Raw genomic sequence first — 17,746 nt, 5'->3', positions numbered from 1 at the left:
GTCAGCGCTTCGGGGCGGGGAACTGGCGGGCCACGAAGGTGTCGAAGGCGGGGTCCGGCAGGAGGCGGCGCATGGCCAGGGCGGCGCGGGCCAGCGGGCCGACCGGATAGCGGGCTTTGGGCCGGCGAGCGGTCGCCGCACGCTCGATGGCGGCGGCGACCTTCTCCGGCGGTACCGCGAAGCGCCCAGCCGAGGTGCGTCCTTCGTGCACTGCGATGGCCCAGGTCGCCAGGTCGTCGTAGAACTCCTGGTAGGGCGACTCGGGACGGCCCGCGAACTGCATCAGCGCGGTGGCGAAGAACTGTGTGCGCACGGTCGCCGGCTCGATCAGCGACACCCCGACGCCGAACTGCGCCACCTCCATCCGCAGCGAGTCGCTGTACGCCTCCAGCGCGTGCTTGGTCGCGTGGTACAGCGCGCCGCCGGGCGGCGAGAAGCGCCCCAGGATCGAGGAGACGTTCACGATCCGCCCCGATCCCTGCTCCCGCATGCCCGGCAGCACCATCTGCGTCAGCCGCAGCGCACCGAACAGGTTCGTCTCGAACGACTCCCGCACACTGTCCAGCGCCACCTCCTCCACCGCCCCGTGCACCCCGCTGCCGGCGTTGTTCACCAGCACGCCGACCGCACCGTGGTCCTCGACGATCCGCTTGACCACGGCGTCGGCCGACGCCTCGTCCGTCACATCCAGCCGCAGGGTGCTGATGCCGAGCTCGGCGAGCGGGGCCAGGGCCTCGGGGTCGCGCCCGGTCGCGTAGACCGGGAGCCCGGCCCGGTGCAGACGCAGCGCCGCGGCCCGGCCGATGCCGCTGGAGCAGCCGGTGATCAGAGTCGCACGCGAAGGCGTCATCAGAGGTTCCCTTCCTCAGTGCCCTGGCGTCAGTGGACTGACGCCGCAAGCGACCAGCGCCGCCGCCTTCCACTATGTCGCCGCGCGCGGACGGTGATTTATTCTGACTTGCGCTTGCCGACTTACTCGGCGCTCCTGCTTGATGTGTGGGTGCGGTGGGTGCGGTGGGTGTGGCGGGTGCGGTTGCGCTGGCGGCCGGCGGTTGTCCGTGTCCACGACCACGCGCGGTCGTGTCCAGCATCACCCGCCGGCCGCCAACGCGACGCCAGGCACGCCACCGAACTGCGTCCCCCTGCGAGGTCACCAAACCTTAGGCGAAGCCGTAAAAAGCTCTTAAAACCCACAAAAAAACCGCACCTGTCACACCCACACACAGGCCAACAGCGCCCCCTACTCCGCCGCCGCGACCGGGTCCAACTCCAGCCCGACCCCACCCAGGTCCCGGGTGATGTCCTCCAGCCCCCGCCGCCGGGTCTCGGGACCGGTGACCAGGAAGCACACCGCGGCGATCACCAACGGGATCGCCCCGATCAACGCCGTGGTGCGGATCCCGGGCACGTTCGGCTCGCTGACCACCACCGCCAGGATCAGCACGCCACCGGCCTTCGTCATGCCGGCGGCCAGGCCGGTCCCGCGTGCCCGGATCCGCGTCGGGTACAGCTCGGAGGCGTACGCCGCGACCATCGCGACCACCGAGCTCACCGCCGACAGGGGCACGATCAGCAGCAACGACAGCACCATCCGGTGGTGCGCCAGGGAATCCCCGCCGATCACGAACCCGGCCATCGCCGCCGCCGTGGCCGCCGACGACACCGCGATCGACCTGCGTCCGCCGAACCGGTCGTACAGCCACGCCATCAGTACCGTCAGCGGCAGCCCGATCAGTGCGGCGTTGCGCACCACGTAGGCCGAGTTGACCGCCGAGTAGCCGATCCGCTGCAGGTTCGTCGGGACCCACAGCTGGAAGCCGTACGTCACCAGGCCGACGCCGAGCCCCAGCACCGTGATCGCGCCGGTCGGTCCCAGGAACGGCCGACGCAGCAGCGTGGCGTAGCCGGCGCGCGCGGGGACCGTGCCGGCCTCGGGGGTGTCAGGACCCTGTACCTCCCGTGCACCGTACCGAGCCATGATCGCCTCGGCTTCGGCCCGCCGGCCCCGCGCGATCAGATACCGCGGCGACTCCGGGATCCAGTGGTTCAACACCAGCAGCAGCACCCCGGTCGGGATCCCGATCAGCCACAGGATGCGCCAGCTGTAGTGCGGCACCAGCTTGGCCGCCAGCCAGCTGGTGATGACGTAGGCCAGCGCGATCTCCCCGCCGATCAGGACCATCAGCCCGCCGCGATGGCGGGCCGGGATCGTCTCGGCCATCAGGGCGAAGGTGATCGGCAGCATCCCGCCGGCCGCGATCCCCATCATCAGGCACATCAGCAGGTTCCACTGGAACCCCGGCATCGCGCCGCAGATGGACGTCGTCACGAACAACAGCCCCGCGTACATGATCGAGGCCCGCCGGCCGGCCCAGTCCGCGAACGACCCCCACACCAGCGAGCCCAGCACGGTGCCGCTGATCCCGACCAGCGGCAGCCAGGCGGCGGCCGGATGCCCGTGCGGGTTCCCGGGAGCCTTCAGGCCGTACTCCTTGGCGAAGCCGGGGACCACAAACCCCAGCGACGTGGGCTTCATGACGTCGATGGTCACCGCCACCGCCATCACCGCCAGCAGCGCCACGTGCTGGCGCCGGATCGGAGCGTCGTCCAGCGCCTGCACCCGCACCCGCGTCACCGACCGCCGCAGTCCGGCGCGATCGCCCGGCAGGACGCCGTAGAGGGCGGCGACCAGTCCGATCCCGATCAGCACCATACCGATGATCATGGCGGGATCCGGCGCCATCCCCTTGAGGTGGTAGCCCATGTCCCGGGCGCTGTAGTACATCGGCAGGTGGAGCAGCACTCCCGCGGTACAGCACAGGGCGCCCGACCAGAAGGCGATCGGATGCTCGAAACCGCGTGCCCACGACGCGCGTTCACTCGGGACGGTCTCGGTCGGCGGGGTTCGGCGCACGCGGCGGCTCCTTCAATAGCAGTCGGAAAGTCGCCACATATAGTCGATCCCTGCTAAACGTACGGCTTCTCCCAACGTGCGCTTTCTGGTGGAAAAATCAAATCTGTCAGGCGCAGTGCGGGGACGTGAGCAGTTCCACCGCCGCGCGAGCCGGCCGATCGGTGCGCGAAGCACGCGGCGCGACGGACTGCCCCGCCGCGACCGGGCGACCCGGTACCACGTACTGCGCGACCTCCGGCAGCGCCGCCCCGTCCAACTCCGGCAGCGCGACCAGCACCGGCAGGTCGAGAAGCCCCAGCGGATGCAGTTCCAGGTCGAGGTCGACGCTCTTGTCCCGCCGCATGTGCAGCGGTTCGACCGAGCCGACGAACAGGGGCCTGCGAATCCACGGCCGCGGATCGACGTCGCGCAGCCCGACCGCGGCGGCCCGGATGAACCAGGCGCCGTCGGGCACGTCGTCGAGCCGGAACGGCCCGGGCGCGTCCAGGACGTCGCAGGCCACTGGCATGCCCTGCGCGATGGGGCTGTCGAAGGCGCCGATGTAGATCCGCAGCGGCGCGGCAGTGGCCGGCAGGCCCACCAGCCCGCGCACCACACCGCGGGCGCCGGGGACGACGGCGGGCAGCGGAACCGGCATGCCGGACCGGGACAGCTGCCGGTAGCGCGCCGGCGAGACGCCCACGCTCTTGGTGAAACGGCTGGTGAAGGTGCCCAGGCTGTTGTACCCCACCTCGTAGGCGATGTCGGTGACGTTCCTGGAGGACTGCAGGAGGATGTTCTTGGCCTTCGCCAGCCGCACTGCCGCCAGGAATCGGCAGGGCGATGTCCCGGTCAAGGACCGGAAGACTCTGGAGAAGTGGAATCGGCTCAGACTCGCCGCCGCGGCCATCTCCGACAGCGTCAGCGGTTCGTTGTACCGGTCCCACATGACTTCGATGGCGCGTTCCACCGCCGGTTGCATGGTTCGTCTCCCCTGAAAGGATGAGCTGGCCAGGCGTCGCGCGCCTTTCCTCGCCGGCCATCGAACCCGGTGGCAATGCCCGCGGCGGGACCGGATGGAGAACCCGAATCCCGCCACCTTGCATATTTCCCAGCCCCAGCCCCGGGGTCAGGCGGTGTCGCACCACCGCCCTCCAAAAGGCCGTCCGGCGGCACGCGTCCGCTCCTGGCCGACAGCGGGCGCGATCCACCGAAGGCTGAGAAAAACAGGCCCGATGGTGTGGATCACCGTAACGACATGATCCGTCCTTGATCTTCTCTTGCCGCCTAAACGGCAGATCAACCTGCCACCAGAAAAGCGGCAGACACGCAAAATGCCATTGCACACCCGTTACTCCCGTTGCGCGGAAGCTTATACGAACTCTGAGCAACCCCGCAATAGGGGCATCCTGGCGCATGAGAGTCAGGCCAGGCGATGAATTCCGGATGCGACAGCTGCGTCTAAAGGTGTCCTTTGGGATGAGTACGCCACCGGAGCCGAAGACCGGGCAACGACTGGCGATTACGCTCCGCTCTTTTGCCAGAAAGATCTCATCGGCTCCCGTCGCCCTCGGCGATTGGCGCCACCCGGTGCCGGAAACCCGATGGCTGCCAGGCGCCGGACTGGCTTGTCAGCAGTCCACCCTCACCCGGATGAGCGGACCCTGACATCTTCCGGATTGCGCGCACTAATGGCGGGCGCACCTTCCCCGGTGCTTTCCCGCCGGCGGCACAGCAGCACCGAGAACGAGTGGATCACTGATGGATCAGCAGGCGAATCAGCGCGCTGTGATCCATCCGGCGTGGAAGCCGTGCGGCACGCGCACCGGCAGCCGGATCTCGGCGACCGGCGGGCCGGTGAAGTCCGCGGTGTCCAGTACCACCAGGTCGCTGCGGTCGTCGGCGGCGTCGTAGACGAAGCTGAGCAGCCAGCCGTCGGCCTCGGGGGCGTCCGGGGCGCGCGGGATGAAGGCCGGTTCGCCGGTCAGGCGGCCGGGGCCGAACCGGTGGACGTCGGTCCCGCCGGTCAGCAGGTCGTGCCGGACCAGCGCCGGTCCGGCCAGGACGCCGCCGGAGCCGGGCCGCATCGACACCGCGAAGGCGTAGCGGTGCGCCAAGCCCTTGAAGCGCTCGTCCATACCCGGGAACTCCACGATGGTGTCATCGAGCTGCCGGTCCTCGACCACGGTGCCGCGCTCGGGGTCCAGAACCCAGCGCCACAGGGTCGGCCGGGACTCGGCCGGGCTGAGGCGGTCGGCGTCGAAGACGCGGTCGTGCCGGACGACGTCGACGACCACCCGGCCGTAGGACTCGTAGGCGTTCACCGGGTGGAAGACGTAGCAGGGTTCGACGTCGATCCAGCGGACGTCGGCGCCGGAACCGTCGCGGGGCAGCACGCCCAGGCGCGCGGCGACGCGGTCGTCCCAGGCGTAGGGGACGCGGCTGCCGGCGGCCGCGGCGGCGGCGTTGTAGACCACCGGCAGGTCGTAGAGCACGGCCTGGCGGTCGGTCAGGGAGAACGCGTGCATCATCGGCGTGTGGCCGAGCTCGATCGGCTCGCAGCGCCGGACGCGGCCCGCGACGTCGATGGTTAGGTACTGCACGTACCCGCGTCCCGGCTGGTAGGCCACGGCGTAGAGCTCGCCGGTGACCATGTCGCGCTCCGGGTGCGCGCACAGGCCGTCCGGCAGCGTCTCGTCGAGGTCCGAGCGCGCGATCGTGGTCAGCTCCGGGCACAGCTCGACCGGCAGCACGCCGCCGTCGCCGAGCGCGAGGGTGCGGCCCGCGTGTCGCAGGATGTTGTCGTTCGCGTTGTCGGACAGGCCGCGCCGGGGGCCGGGCGTCGGCAGCGTGCCGAGGGCGCGGCAGACCCGGTCGGTGCGGATCCACCGGTTGCGGTACCACTCGGCGCGGCCGGCCCGGATGCGGACGCCGTGGACCATCGCGTCGCCGGCGAAGGCGTGGCCGCGCACCGGATCCGGGGCGTGCACAACGTTCGGGGCGCTCAGCGGATTCGGGCCGATACGCAGCAGGGTGCCGTCGAGCTCGGCCGGCAGCCGGCCTGCGACTTCGAGGTCGAAGACGCTGAGCTCGTCGGCGACCGGCCGGTAGCCGCCGAGCGGACCGGCCGGGACGAGGGTTGGGGTTCCGGTCATCGTCGGGCCTCGATCGATATCAGCGTTACATAACGATGTTATGTCTGCATCTTCCCCCGATCGCGGGCGTCGGTCAAGATGAGTGCGGACCCTTATTCGCCTCGATCCGATCGGCGGACCCGTACTTCGATGAACGCTGCCCTTTTCGCCCCGGCCGCCCCCGGACGTATCCGATGAGCCCGCGCCAGGCCGACCCCGAACTCGGCGCGAACCTGCTGGAAGCCGCGGCGCGCCTGTTGGCCGAAGAGGGGCCCTCGGCCCTGAGCACCCGCCGCCTGGCCGCCGCGGTCGGCACCTCGACCATGGCCGTGTACACCCGCTTCAGCGGCATGGACGACCTGGTGCGCGCGCTGGTGCACGAGGGCTTCCGGCACCTGGCCGGCCGCATGGGCGCGGTCGGCGCGTCCGAGGATCCGGTGGCCGATGTCGCCGAGCTCGGCATGGCCTACCGCGAGAACGCCCTGGAGCACAGCCATCTGTACGCGGTGATGTTCGGCGGCTCGACGCTCGTCGGGTTCTCGCTGACCGACGAGGACCGCAGCCACGGCCGCTACACCCTGGCCATCCTCGTCGACGCGGTCGAGCGGTCCATCCGGGCCGGCCGGTTCAACGAGGGGGACGCCCAGCTCGCCGCGCACCGGATGTGGATCGCGCTGCACGGGCTGGTGACCCTGGAGCTCGGGGGGTATCTGACCGAGCCGTATGACGCGGACACCTGTTTCGAGGCGCAGGTTCGGGGACTGATGCGGGAGGCCGGGGACGATCCGGACGCGGCGAAGGAGTCGATGCGGGTGGCGTGGGAGCGGCGCGCTTCGGTCCAGGGTCACTGACGGAAACACCACCGCAACAACCTCATCACCGACCCGCACGCCAGGAGAAGCCCGCACCGTCCCCATAGCAGCATCCTGAAAAAGACCGATTCCGCACCGCGGCCACCGATCCCCGGCGCCGCGCCGGCATCCGGGAGACAAGGACACTATGGCGGCCCTGCTGGGAACCTTGCGGCGTCTCGCGCTCACTCCGTCGTTCGCGAAGGTGGGGTTCCGGAAACGGGGCTTCCCCGCCGCGGCCACCGCGGCCACCGAACAGCTGGAAGCCATTCCGCAGTCGGTGGTCTGCGGGTTCGAGTGGGGCATCGAGACCCGGACGCTCGGCGAGTTGGAGCAGCGGCTGCGGCTCGTCGACGTCGAGGTGCGCGGCTTCGCGTATGAGGGCGCCGCGATGGCCTACACGATCCGCGACGCGATGGCCGGCGGCCGGGGCCGGCGGGCACAGAGCCTGCTCATGGGTTCGGGACAGCCGCACATCTTCCTGACGTACATAGGCATCGGCTTCGCCATGTCGCATCTGCCTCGGCCGTTGTGGCGCACCGTCATGCCGGACCTGACCGGCTCGGCGTTCTACCCGACGATGAGCTGGTTCGCGGTCGACGGCTACGGATTCGACCTGGCCTACTTCAAGACCCGCAAGTGGGTGGAAAGGCAGCACGTCCCCAAGCCCTACCCGTGGGACGGGTCCCCCGACTACTTCCTGCGCGCCGTCGATTTCGGGATCGGCCGGGCGCTGTGGTTCATCCACGGCGGCGACCCGCTCGAGACCGTGGCGGCCGTACGGCGTTTCGCTCCGCGGCGCCACGCCGACCTGTTCAGCGGGGTCGGTCTGGCCGCGGTGTTCGCAGGGGGCTGCGAAGCGGACGACCTCGGTGTGCTGCTGGCCGGGGCCGGCGAGCACCGCGCCGAAGTGGCGCTGGGGGCGGTGCTGGCCGTCAAGGGCCGGCACTTCTCCGGTCACGTCCCGGAGCACACCGAGGCCGCCGCGAAAGTCCTCACCGACCTGTCGGTCGAGCAGGTGGTCGACCTCGCCGACCGCACCGAGGTCCCCTACAGCGCCGGCACCTCCGCCACGCCGGCCTACGAACAGTGGCGTCAACGCATCCGCGACCACTTCACCGCCGCCGCGGTCATCCGCACCGCCGACGGCATCCGCCGCCTGGAAAGGAACTGACCGTGGCCGGCACTCTGCGGACGCTTCGGCGCCGCGTCCTGACCCCGAACACCAAAGCCGTGCTGATGTCCGAGCGCGGGTTCCACATCAAGAACGCCGACTCGGCCGCCTTGCTGGAGCGCGTCGGCGAGGTCTTCCTCACCGGCTACGCGCACGCCGCCGAGGCCAAGACCGTCGCCGACGCCGAGGCCGGCCTGGAGCAGATCCCGGTCCGCTTCCGCGGCTTCGCCTACGAGGGCGCGGGCATGGGCTACGCCATCCGCGACGGCATGCCGATCGGCGGCTCCAAGCACTTCGCCGACTTCCTCACCGGCCGCGCCAAGCACCACGAGTACATGGCGTGGGTCGGGATGGGCTGGGCGATGGCGCGCCTGCCCCGCTTCCGGTGGCGCGGCTTCACGTGCGCGGATCCGCTGATGCGCTGGCTGGTCCTGGACGGCTACGGCTTCCACCAGGCGTACTTCAAGACCGAGCGCTACGTCCGGCAGCAGTACCGCGAGTCGGCGTTCCCGTGGCCGGGCGGCGAGCACGCCTGGTACGCGCCGCGCGCCATCGACCAGGGCATCGGCCGCGCGATGTGGTTCGTCTGCGGGACCGATCCGGATCTGGTGGTCGAGACCTTCGACGGCTTCGCCGCCGAGCGCCGCCCCGACCTGTACGCCGGGGCCGGCCTGGCCGCGACCTACGCCGGCGGCGTCGAAGAGGTGGAGCTGCGCAGGTTCTGGCACCGCTCGGGTGCGTACCAGCCGCAGGTGGCTCAGGGTGCTGCGTTCGCCGCGACGGCGCGGTACGAGGCCGATCTCGTTGTCCCGCATACCGAACTCGCGCTCGAAGTCTTCTGCGGGATGACGCCGCGCGAGGCCGCGGAGCTGTGCCAGAAGGCGCGGCCGACCGGTGACGAGGGCGCGCTTCCGGCGTACGAGGTCTGGCGTCAGCAGATCTCCGACGCCGTCGCGGCCCGTACGAGGAGCTAGCCATGACCGCCACGAACCTGGCACCGTCGCCTTCGGCCAAGCTCTGGCCCGGGCCGCCGCGCCGGCAGACCCCCGGCCTTGTCAGGAAACTGATGTCCGACCGGCTGGCGCTGATGAGCACGGCCGCCGACGGCTACGGCGACGCCGTCCGCATCGCCATCGGGCCCAAGACGCTGTACTTCGTGAACCACCCCGACTACGCCAAGCACGTCCTGGCCGACAACGCCGGCAACTACCACAAGGGCATCGGCCTGGTGCAGGCCCGGCGGGCGCTCGGCGACGGGCTGCTCACCAGCGAGGGCGACCTGTGGCGCAAGCAGCGCAAGGCGATCCAGCCGGGCTTCCAGGCCAAGCGGATCGCGCAGCAGGCGCCGGCGGTGGCCGAGGAGGCCGCGGCGCTGGTGGCACGGCTGCGGGCGCACATCGGGCACGGGCCGGTCGACGTCATGAAGGAGATGACCGGGCTGACGCTGGGGGTGCTGGGCCGGACGCTGCTGGACGCCGACCTCGGCGCGCACGGCGGGATCAGCGCGGCGTTCCAGGCCATGCAGGACCAGGCGATGTTCGAAGTCGTCACGCTGAGCATGGTGCCGATGTGGGTACCGCTGCCCAAGCAGATGCGGTTCCGGCGCGCGCGCCGGGAGCTGCAGGTGGTGGTGAACGCGCTGGCCGCCGAGCGGGACGCGCGGCCGCAGGGGACGGCCGGGGACGACGTGTTGTCGCGGCTCATCCTGAGCACGCGCGCGGAGTCCGATCCGCGGGTACGTGACCTGCGGATGCGCGACGAGCTGGTGACGCTGCTGCTGGCCGGGCACGAGACGACTGCCAGCACCCTGAGTTGGACGTTCAACCTGCTGCACGAGAACCCGTGGGCGTGGGAGCGGGTGCACGCCGAGGCGAACGCAGTGCTCGGCGACCGGCTGCCGACGTTCGAGGACCTGCACGCGTTGAAGTACACGTCGATGGTCATCGAGGAGGCGATGCGGCTGTATCCGCCGGTGTGGATGCTGGGGCGGATCGCGCAGGGCGGCGACGACATCGGCGGGTACCAGGTGCGGGCGGGGTCAGACGTGGTGGTGTGTCCGTACACGATGCACCGGCATCCGGCGTTCTGGGACGAGCCGACGCGGTTCGATCCGGAGCGGTTCGATCCGGACGTGACGCATGACCGGCCGCGGTACGCGTACATCCCGTTCGGCGCGGGGCCGCGGTTCTGCGTCGGGAACAACCTGGGGATGATGGAGGCGGCTTTCGTCTTGGCGATGGTGGCGCGCGAGCTGCGGCTGTCGACCGAGGCGGGGTATCGGGTGGTGGCGGAACCGATGTTGTCGCTGCGGGTGCGCGGTGGGCTGCCGATGACGGTGGCAGCGGCGCGGTAGGGCTCCTGCCCGGGCGGCGCGAAGCCGTAGAAAAAACGCCGGCCATACCGATTCCTTCGGCCATCGTCGTCGGTCTGTACATCGAGCGCGCCGTGTTCGCGCGCCTTCGATGAGAGGACACGACGACGATGGCCGTCAGTTTTAGTTTGGGGTTGCCGCAGGGCTTCACGCAGGAGCTCGCGGGTCGCCTCGACCCGGCGGGGACGTTCGACGCGTTGGTCGCCGTGGCGCAGAGCGCGGAGCGGGCCGGGTACGAAAGCGTGTACGTCGCGGACCATCTGGTGACCGTGCCGCCTTCGCAGCACATGGTGTTCGAGTGCTGGACGACAGTGGCGGCGCTGCTGCGGGAGACCGAGCGGATCCGGGTCGGGCAGCTGGTGACGTGCAACGACTACCGGCATCCGGCGTTGCAGGCGAAGATGGCCTCCACGGTCGACGCGATCGGCGGGGGGCGGTTCACGTTCGGGATCGGGGCGGGGTGGTACGAGCCGGACTATCGGAGCTACGGGTTCGAGTTCCGGGACGACGCGACGCGGTTGCGGCGGCTGGATGAGGCCGTGCAGATCATTCTGTCGATGTGGACGGAGTCGGAGACGACGTTCAAGGGGCGGCACTACACGGTGGCTGACGCGATCAACCAGCCGAAGGGCGTGCAGAGCCCGCACATCCCGATGATGATCGCCGGCGGGGGCGAGCGGATGACGCTGAAGCTGGTCGCGAAGTATGCCGACATGTGCAACCTGCTCGGGGATCCGGCCACGGTGGCGCACAAGCTGGAGGTGCTTCGCCGGCACTGCGAGGCGGTGGGGCGGGATTTCGGGGCGATTCGGAAGACGGTGCTCATGTACGGGTCGCTGGGGGACACCGAGCGGGAGGCGCGGTCGCGGCTGCCGCAGTGGATTCCGGCGGTGTTCCCGGGCGAGCTCGCGGAGTACGGGCTGGTCGGGACGGTGGAGACGGTTCGGGAGCGGATCGCGGCTTATGAGGCGGTCGGGGTTGAGGAGTTCATCATCAGCTTTCCCGATGTGATCGGCGGCGGGGTTGTCGAGGGGTTCGCAGAGGCTTTTGTCGCATGACGGGGGATGGGGGTTTTGCTGCCGAGGGTTTCGCCGCTGAGCGTTTCGCTGCCGAGGGTTTCGCTGCCGAGGCTGAGAAGTCGCGGCGTGAGCTGCTTGCGCACTGTTACCGCATGCTGGGGTCCGCGGACGAGGCGGAGGACGTCGTCCAGGAGACGTTTCTGCGGGCTTGGCGTTCATATCAGGGATTTGAGGGTCGGTCGTCGGTACGGGTGTGGCTGTACCGGATCGCGACCAATGCCTGCCTGACCGCGTTGCAGAGCCGCAAGCTCCGTCCGCTGCCCTCCGGCCTGGGCGCACCGAGCGACGATCCCGAAGGCCCGCAGACCATGGCAGAGCCCGGATTCAGCTGGCTCCAACCGATCGCCGACAGCCGACTCACCGACCGCCCCGACGACCCCGCGACGGTAGCCGACAGACGCGAGGACCTCCGCCTGGCGCTGGTCGCGAGCCTGCAGCACCTGGCGCCCCGGCAACGTGCCGTCCTCCTGCTCCGGGAGGTACTGGACCTGTCGGCGGCGGACGTCGGACAGATGCTGGGAATGACCACCGCCGCGGTGAAAAGCGCCCTCCAGCGTGCCCGCAGCCGCATCGAACAGGCCGCCCCAACCGCCGACGACATGACACTGCCGACGGGAGCGCAGGAGCGCGCACTGTTGAATATCTACATCGAGGCCTTCGAAAGGTCGGATACAACCGCCCTGGAACGCGTGCTGACACAGGACGCGGTACTCGAGGTCACACCATCGCTGAGCTGGTACTCAGGCCTTCAGACCTGCATCCACCACCTACGCCGGGCCGTCGCCGACCCCGGCACCTGGCTGATGCTGCCAACACGCGCCAACGGCCAACCCGCCGCCGTCGCATACCTCCGCGACGGGAAGGGCACGCACCGCGCCTACGGGGTCGCGGTGCTGGGGGTGCGGCGGGACAGGATCGAGCGCATCACGGCATTCGGCGACGCGGCGCTGGCGGGGGCTTTCGGATTCCCGGACAGCGTGCGAGCTGCGGGACTGTCGACGGGAACGTTGGCGGGCTGAGCACCAGGCCGGGCCCGCCGGCCAGGAAACCCACCCGCCGCAACGCCGGGGCGATGCGGTGGTGCGACGAATCCCGCCGCACCGGCAGCCAGCAACCACCGACAGCCGACCGCCGCCGCGCCGCCGATCCAGCAGCACCCCGCCATGCCGACAGCCGCCGCCGCAGACCACGCTGCCGTCGCTGCGCCGGCACCAGCTGGCATCGGCAGCCGACCGCTCCCGCCGCACCTCGCAGCGCAGCCAGCCGCCGCGGAGCTTCACCCTCGTATCAGTGCCGCAACATCAGCGCCGGCGAGCGGCTATCGCGAACCCGCAGCCAGCCAGCCGCTCGGCCGCACTCGCCTCCCATCAAGCCTCCGCGAACTGCCCCGCCATCGCCGCGCGGTCGTATCAGCACCCCGCAGCGCAGCCAGCCGCCGCGGAGCGTTCGCCCTCGCCGCGCGGTCGTATCAGCGCCGGCGGGCGGCTATCCCGAACCCGCAGCCAACCACCCGACCGGCCGCGCTCCCCTCCCCATCGAACATCGGCGAACTGCCCCACCACCGCCGCGTCGGCAGCTATCAGCGGCGCTCGCAGCCAGCCGCCCCGCCATCGCCGCGCGGCCGCAGCAGCACCCGCAGCGCCAGCAGCGAACCGCAGCGGCAGCGCCGCAGCAGGACGCAGATAGCCGGCCAGTCGCCTCCGCCCCGCCCCGCTCACCACCCCATCAAACCCCCGCGAACTGCCCCGGCTTCCGTCCCTCGCCAGCGGGGCCGCGGTATGCCTGGGCGATGTCCAGCCAGCGGGTGGCTTCGCCGGGGGTGGCGGTGAGGGCCAGGTCGGCGTGGTGGCGGCGGCGGGTTACCAGGAGGCAGAAGTCGTGGGCGGGGCCGGTGATGCGGTCGGGGGCGGTTTCGGGGCCGAAGTTCCAGATCAGGCCGCTGGGGGCGGTGAGTTCGAAGCGGAATTCTTCGGTGGGCGGGGTGAGGTTGTGGGCCAGGTAGCCGAAGTCGCGGGTGCGGGTGCCGAAGAAGGCCAGGTGGCCTATGCGGTCGGTGGGGGTGCGGTCGATGCCGAGGGCGTCGTAGATGTCCTGGCCGTGGCCGAAGAGTTCCATCAGGCCCGCCGCGGCCAGGATCGAGGGCGGGAGGGGGTTCACCAGCCAGGGGACTACCTGGTCCGCGGGGACCTCTGCGAGGGCCTTGGTGGCCGCTGCCTGGTCGGCGCGCCAGCGGGACAGGGTCTGGGTGGGGCCGCCGGTGAGGTAGTCGGCGAGGGCGGTGCTCACTGCGCCTTCGAAGTCGTCCTTGGCGGCGGCTGCCAGGCGGCCGAATTCGGCGCGGTCCGCCGCTGCGGCCCAGGCCAGGTGGGCGATGAAGCCCAGGTGGGCGATCTGGTGCGCGACCGTCCAGCCCGGGGCCGGGGTCGGTGTCTGCCAGCCCTCCTGGTCGAGTGCGGCCACCACACGGTCGAGGTCGGCGGCCTCGGCCGCCAAGTCGGTGTACACGTCCTGCATCGCGTTCACGGGTCCTCCCTGTCCGCCGCGTCAGCCGGCGAAGTCGCATGTCCGGGGTCACTGACGAGTATCGGGACGGCGGGGCCGCGTCCTCCTCTTCCGCTGTGCGGTCCGCGCTGGGTCATCAGGGAGCTGCGAACCTCCGGAGCGCAATCTCGAAGGGGCTCGCGGCGGCAGGCCTACCGGATCATAAGACACATATGCCACCGTGGCTTTCCGCCCGGGGACCGCCGAAGGAGCGAAGATGAGTGCCAACCCCATCCGACCGGTCCTCCGCCGTACGGCGCTCGCGCAGGTCCAGCGGGTCACGCCGGTGGACGTACGCTCCGCGCGGCATCTGGTGGCCCGAGTGTACGGCGAGATGGAGCGCGACTTCGGCGTGCTGGCGCCGCCGCTGGCCCTGCACTCCCCGGCCCCGGACATGCTCGCGGCCAGCTGGCTGACGCTGCGCGAGACGCTGGTCGCCGACGGCCTGGCCGCGCGCGCCGCCAAGGAGGTCGCGGCCTCGGCGGTGTCGCTGGCGAATTCGTGCCCTTACTGCGTCACGGTCCACACCGCGACCGTGAACTCGCTGGTGCGCGGCCGCGACGCGCAGGCCATCGCCGACGACCACTTCGACGACATCGGCGACGACCAGCTGCGCGCGATAGCCGCGTGGGCCCGGGACGGCGCGGTCCGCGACACCGCCTCCGGCCTCGAACTCCCCTTCCCCGCGGATCAGGCCCCTGAGCTGGTCGGCGTGACCGCGGTCTTCCACTACCTCAACCGCATGGTCAACGTCTTCCTGCCCGACGTGCCCATGCCCGACGGCACGCCCCGCAGCGCGCTGCCGGTGGTCGCGCGCGTGCTCGGCACCCTGATGCGCCGGGCCTCGCGCCGGCCCACGCCCGCCGGCACCTCGGCCGACCTGCTGCCCGCCGCCGCGCTCCCGGCCGACCTGGCCTGGGCCGCCGGCGCCCCGGCGGTGGCCGAGGCATTCGCCCGCGCCGCGCAGGCGATCGAGCAGGCCGGGCGCGAGGCGGTGCCGGACTCCGTCGCCGAGCTGCTGCCGCGGGTCCTCGGTGCCTGGGACGGCCGCCCGCCCGGCCTGGACCGGCGCTGGCTGGACCAGGCGGTCGCCGAGCTGCCCGGCGCCGACCGGGCCGCGGGCCGGCTGGCCCTGCTGGTGGCGCTGGCGTCCTGGCAGGTCGACGACCAGACGATCGCCGCCTTCCGAACCGGATCGGGCTCCGACACCGGCGCCGGCACCGCGTCCGGCGCCGACAGAACCCTGATCCTCCTCACCTCGTGGGCGAGCTTCACCGCGGCACGCCACATCGCTTCCTGGACACCACTCGCCGACCACCGTTCGGTACGGTGACCAGCGCCAGCGGCCGCAACACCGACCACGCCGGCCCGCGCCGGGCCGGCGGACGCGGAGCGCTCCCGCGCTCGCGCGGTACGGCGAGCACCGCCACCGCGGCGGCCAGCGCGAGGCCGGCGCCGCAGGCCATCGCCGCGCCGGCGGCCCGGTGCGGCCCCGGGACGCCGGACCGGCTGGCGTGCGCGACCACCGCCAGCAGCGCGATCCCGACCGCGGCCCCGGCCATCGGGACCGCGCCGAGCAGTGCCGGCGCGCGCCCCGGGGCGTCCCGCCGCACCCGGCCGAGCCCGGCGACCCGGGCCCGGGACAGCGCCAGCCCGGCGCCGATCCCGGACAGCGCCAGCGGAACCGCCGCGGTGGTCGAGAGCTGACCCGACGGTGCCATCCAGGCCAGCCAGACCAGTCCCCCGGCGTGCAGCGCGGAGCCCAGCGCCGAGACCCACTCGCGGCCGAACCGCTCGCGCACCGGATACACCGTCGCCGCGGCCATGAACCCGGTCCAGGGCGTGAGCCGCAGCCCGATGCCCAGCGGCCCGTGCCCGCCGACGCCGCGCAGGTCGGCGGCCACCAGGAACGCGGTGCCGTAGATCGAGGCGAACAGGAACAGGTCGGAGGCGTTGCCGGCGAGGAACCGCCAGCGGTGCAGGGGCCCTGACGGCGTGTCCCACCACAGCAGCGCGGCCAGCGCGACGGCGCCGGCCCCCAGCACGACCAGCACCTCCGGCGCCCGCCAGCCGACCCGGCCGGACCGCACCAGGGCCCAGACGGGGCCGCCGACGGCCATGACGGCGGCCAGCACCCCCTCGGGGTCCAGGCGCCCGCGCCGGCCGCCGTCCGGGCGGACCAGAAGGTAGCCGATCGCGGCGACGCACAGGCCGACCACCGCGTCGGCGGCGAAGATCCAGCGCCAGCCGGGGCCGGCGGCCACCGCGCCGTCCACCAGCGGTCCGGCCACCAGCGCCAGCGCGAAGCCCGGCGCCACGCGGTGGGCCGCGGTGCCGCGGGAGTCCGCCGGGAACGCCAGGCGCATCAGCCCCAGCGCCGCCGCGACCGCCAGCCCCGATCCCGCCCCCTGGCCGGCCCGGGCCGCGACCAGCACGGTTCCGTGCGCCGCGAGCGCGCACGCCGCCGAAGCCCCGGTGTACAGCAGGGATCCGGCGATCAGCGCGCGCCGGTTGCCGATCCGGGTGCCGATCCGGTCGCCGGCGCACAGCGCGGCCAGCAGCGCCAGCAGGTGCACCAGCAGCGCCCACAGCAGGGTGGGCGCTGAGGCGACGCCGGTGGCCTGGATGGCGCGCAGCGCCGTGTTGACGCCGAGGTTGTCGGCGCCGGCGGTCAGGATCACGATCCAGGCCACGGCGAGCGTCCACCGTTGGGTTGGGGTCATGAGTCCGCCTTCCGATGCGGGGCCGAGGCCGGAGAGTCCCCCCTGTGGTCTGGCGGCCGTTGGCACGCACGTGCTGCCGCCTGTTTCAGACGGAAGGTGCGTGGCAGTTAACAGCGAGCGAATAAAATGCTCATGCATCTAGATCACGTCAGGCTTCTTCCAACGTGCTCTGATCCATCGCGAGGGGCGCTCGGAGAGTAACAAATACAGGTGAACGTTCGTATATTCACGTTCATGAGAGTTCATGACGTGATTCAGGCGCGCACATCTGCATACTGCGGACTTGTTCACAAAACGGCGGCCGCGGGCGGATCCGGCAGAGATGCCGGAACCGCCCGGGCAGGGGTTTCTCGCGCCGCGTCTACTTGGGTGTCCCCGCTTCCAGCCGGTGATAGCCGCCGCGGAAGAACAACAGCGCGTCCCCGGCTCCGCCCTTGCCCATGTCCAGGACCGAGCCCACGAAGATCGAGTGGTCGCCGCCGTCGTACACGGCGGCCAGGCCGCACTCGATCCAGGCCAGGGTGTCGGCCACCACCGGGGCGCCGGTGACCGGGCCCGGCTGCCAGCGCACGGCCTCGAACTCGCGCTCGCCGCGCGGCCGGTCGCGGTTGGCGAAGTGCCGCGCGACCGGCTCCTGGTGCGCGGCCAGCACCGAGATCGCGAAGCTGCCCTCGCCCAGGATCGCCTTGTGCATCGCGGCGTCGTGCACGATGCACACCAGCACCAGCGGCGGGTCCAGCGACACCGAGGTGAAGGAGTTCGCCGTCATGCCGCACGGGTTCGGGCCGCCGGCGGCGACCACCGTGATGCCCGTGGCGAACATCCCGAAGCAGCTGCGCAGATCCGCCGGGGCGTGCAGCCCGGACGGCAGCCGGTCGCGCAGCGTCGGTTCCGGATCCAGGCCGGTCGTCCCGATGACGCTCACGGCCGTGATCCCTGCAGCACCGCCTCGCCGCCGCGGTCGGCGGCCGACCCGGCGA

Annotated in this window: 14 protein-coding genes; 7 read left to right on the top strand and 7 right to left on the bottom strand. The window is 71.5% G+C overall.

Annotated features, from left to right (window positions below; translation table 11 throughout):
• Window position 1: 1 nt before the first annotated feature.
• From ABH920_RS41250 to ABH920_RS41235, 4 genes are all read right to left on the bottom strand, one after another.
• The gene (locus ABH920_RS41250; RefSeq protein WP_370354762.1) at window positions 2-850 is read right to left on the bottom strand and encodes an SDR family NAD(P)-dependent oxidoreductase; all 849 of its coding nucleotides are present in this window, start codon (window positions 848-850) and stop codon (window positions 2-4) included.
• 390 nt (window positions 851-1,240) lie between these two features.
• Window positions 1,241-2,914 carry an MFS transporter gene (locus ABH920_RS41245; protein WP_370354761.1) on the bottom strand — a complete coding sequence of 558 codons (1,674 nt, stop codon included), beginning with the start codon at window positions 2,912-2,914 and terminating at the stop codon, window positions 1,241-1,243.
• 106 nt (window positions 2,915-3,020) lie between these two features.
• Window positions 3,021-3,875, bottom strand: a complete 855-nt coding sequence (locus ABH920_RS41240) for a helix-turn-helix transcriptional regulator (RefSeq protein ID WP_370354760.1) — start codon at window positions 3,873-3,875, stop codon at window positions 3,021-3,023.
• A 796-nt stretch (window positions 3,876-4,671) separates the two neighbouring features.
• Window positions 4,672-6,048: a carotenoid oxygenase family protein gene (locus tag ABH920_RS41235; protein ID WP_370354759.1), complete on the bottom strand. Its 1,377-nt coding sequence runs from the start codon at window positions 6,046-6,048 to the stop codon at window positions 4,672-4,674.
• 173 nt (window positions 6,049-6,221) lie between these two features.
• Here ABH920_RS41235 and ABH920_RS41230 point away from each other — a divergent pair, with 173 nt between their 5' ends.
• The 6 genes from ABH920_RS41230 to ABH920_RS41205 all read left to right on the top strand — a co-directional run bounded on the left by ABH920_RS41230 (window position 6,222) and on the right by ABH920_RS41205 (window position 12,521).
• Window positions 6,222-6,878, top strand: coding sequence for a TetR-like C-terminal domain-containing protein (locus tag ABH920_RS41230; RefSeq protein WP_370354758.1), 657 nt, complete (start codon window positions 6,222-6,224; stop codon window positions 6,876-6,878).
• Between the two features lie 148 nt (window positions 6,879-7,026).
• Window positions 7,027-8,052 (top strand): DUF1702 family protein, encoded by a 1,026-nt coding sequence (locus ABH920_RS41225; protein ID WP_370354757.1) that lies wholly within the window; start codon window positions 7,027-7,029, stop codon window positions 8,050-8,052.
• Between the two features lie 65 nt (window positions 8,053-8,117).
• Window positions 8,118-9,026, top strand: a complete 909-nt coding sequence (locus tag ABH920_RS41220) for a DUF1702 family protein (protein WP_370354847.1) — start codon at window positions 8,118-8,120, stop codon at window positions 9,024-9,026.
• Window positions 9,027-9,028: 2 nt separating this feature from the next.
• Window positions 9,029-10,405 carry a cytochrome P450 gene (locus ABH920_RS41215; protein WP_370354756.1) on the top strand — a complete coding sequence of 459 codons (1,377 nt, stop codon included), beginning with the start codon at window positions 9,029-9,031 and terminating at the stop codon, window positions 10,403-10,405.
• Window positions 10,406-10,533: 128 nt separating this feature from the next.
• Complete coding sequence (locus tag ABH920_RS41210; RefSeq protein ID WP_370354755.1) at window positions 10,534-11,481, top strand: LLM class F420-dependent oxidoreductase; 948 nt, start codon at window positions 10,534-10,536, stop codon at window positions 11,479-11,481.
• Window positions 11,478-12,521 carry an RNA polymerase subunit sigma-70 gene (locus ABH920_RS41205; RefSeq protein WP_370354754.1) on the top strand — a complete coding sequence of 348 codons (1,044 nt, stop codon included), beginning with the start codon at window positions 11,478-11,480 and terminating at the stop codon, window positions 12,519-12,521. Before ABH920_RS41210 ends, ABH920_RS41205 begins: the two co-directional genes overlap by 4 nt.
• A gap of 706 nt (window positions 12,522-13,227) precedes the next feature.
• Here ABH920_RS41205 and ABH920_RS41200 read toward each other — a convergent pair.
• Entirely contained in the window at window positions 13,228-14,025 is a 798-nt protein-coding gene (locus tag ABH920_RS41200) for a TIGR03084 family metal-binding protein (RefSeq protein WP_370354753.1), read from the bottom strand.
• Window positions 14,026-14,260: 235 nt separating this feature from the next.
• On the opposite strand from ABH920_RS41200, the gene ABH920_RS41195 reads away from it, so the two are divergent.
• The gene (locus ABH920_RS41195; RefSeq protein WP_370354752.1) at window positions 14,261-15,376 is read left to right on the top strand and encodes a carboxymuconolactone decarboxylase family protein; all 1,116 of its coding nucleotides are present in this window, start codon (window positions 14,261-14,263) and stop codon (window positions 15,374-15,376) included.
• Here the strand turns inward: ABH920_RS41195 and ABH920_RS41190 are convergent.
• Both ABH920_RS41190 and ABH920_RS41185 read right to left on the bottom strand, forming a co-directional pair.
• Window positions 15,315-16,766 (bottom strand): MFS transporter, encoded by a 1,452-nt coding sequence (locus tag ABH920_RS41190; RefSeq protein WP_370354751.1) that lies wholly within the window; start codon window positions 16,764-16,766, stop codon window positions 15,315-15,317. The genes ABH920_RS41195 and ABH920_RS41190 overlap by 62 nt on opposite strands.
• Before the next feature lie 361 nt (window positions 16,767-17,127).
• Window positions 17,128-17,691 (bottom strand): flavin reductase family protein, encoded by a 564-nt coding sequence (locus ABH920_RS41185; protein WP_370354750.1) that lies wholly within the window; start codon window positions 17,689-17,691, stop codon window positions 17,128-17,130.
• Window positions 17,692-17,746: the final 55 nt, after the last annotated feature.

The sequence above is a fragment of the Catenulispora sp. EB89 genome (assembly GCF_041261445.1).
Lineage (GTDB): Bacteria > Actinomycetota > Actinomycetes > Streptomycetales > Catenulisporaceae > Catenulispora.
The sequence above is the reverse complement of the archived record's forward strand: the minus strand, read 5'-3'. Positions and strand labels throughout refer to the sequence as shown.

Coding starts and splice junctions, on each gene's coding strand:
- ABH920_RS41250 (WP_370354762.1), bottom strand. CDS start 850: ATGACGCCTTCGCGTGCGACTCTGATCACCGGCTGCTCCAGCGGCATC.
- ABH920_RS41240 (WP_370354760.1), bottom strand. CDS start 3,875: ATGCAACCGGCGGTGGAACGCGCCATCGAAGTCATGTGGGACCGGTAC.
- ABH920_RS41235 (WP_370354759.1), bottom strand. CDS start 6,048: ATGACCGGAACCCCAACCCTCGTCCCGGCCGGTCCGCTCGGCGGCTAC.
- ABH920_RS41230 (WP_370354758.1), top strand. CDS start 6,222: ATGAGCCCGCGCCAGGCCGACCCCGAACTCGGCGCGAACCTGCTGGAA.
- ABH920_RS41225 (WP_370354757.1), top strand. CDS start 7,027: ATGGCGGCCCTGCTGGGAACCTTGCGGCGTCTCGCGCTCACTCCGTCG.
- ABH920_RS41220 (WP_370354847.1), top strand. CDS start 8,118: ATGTCCGAGCGCGGGTTCCACATCAAGAACGCCGACTCGGCCGCCTTG.
- ABH920_RS41215 (WP_370354756.1), top strand. CDS start 9,029: ATGACCGCCACGAACCTGGCACCGTCGCCTTCGGCCAAGCTCTGGCCC.
- ABH920_RS41210 (WP_370354755.1), top strand. CDS start 10,534: ATGGCCGTCAGTTTTAGTTTGGGGTTGCCGCAGGGCTTCACGCAGGAG.
- ABH920_RS41205 (WP_370354754.1), top strand. CDS start 11,478: ATGACGGGGGATGGGGGTTTTGCTGCCGAGGGTTTCGCCGCTGAGCGT.
- ABH920_RS41195 (WP_370354752.1), top strand. CDS start 14,261: ATGAGTGCCAACCCCATCCGACCGGTCCTCCGCCGTACGGCGCTCGCG.
- ABH920_RS41190 (WP_370354751.1), bottom strand. CDS start 16,766: ATGACCCCAACCCAACGGTGGACGCTCGCCGTGGCCTGGATCGTGATC.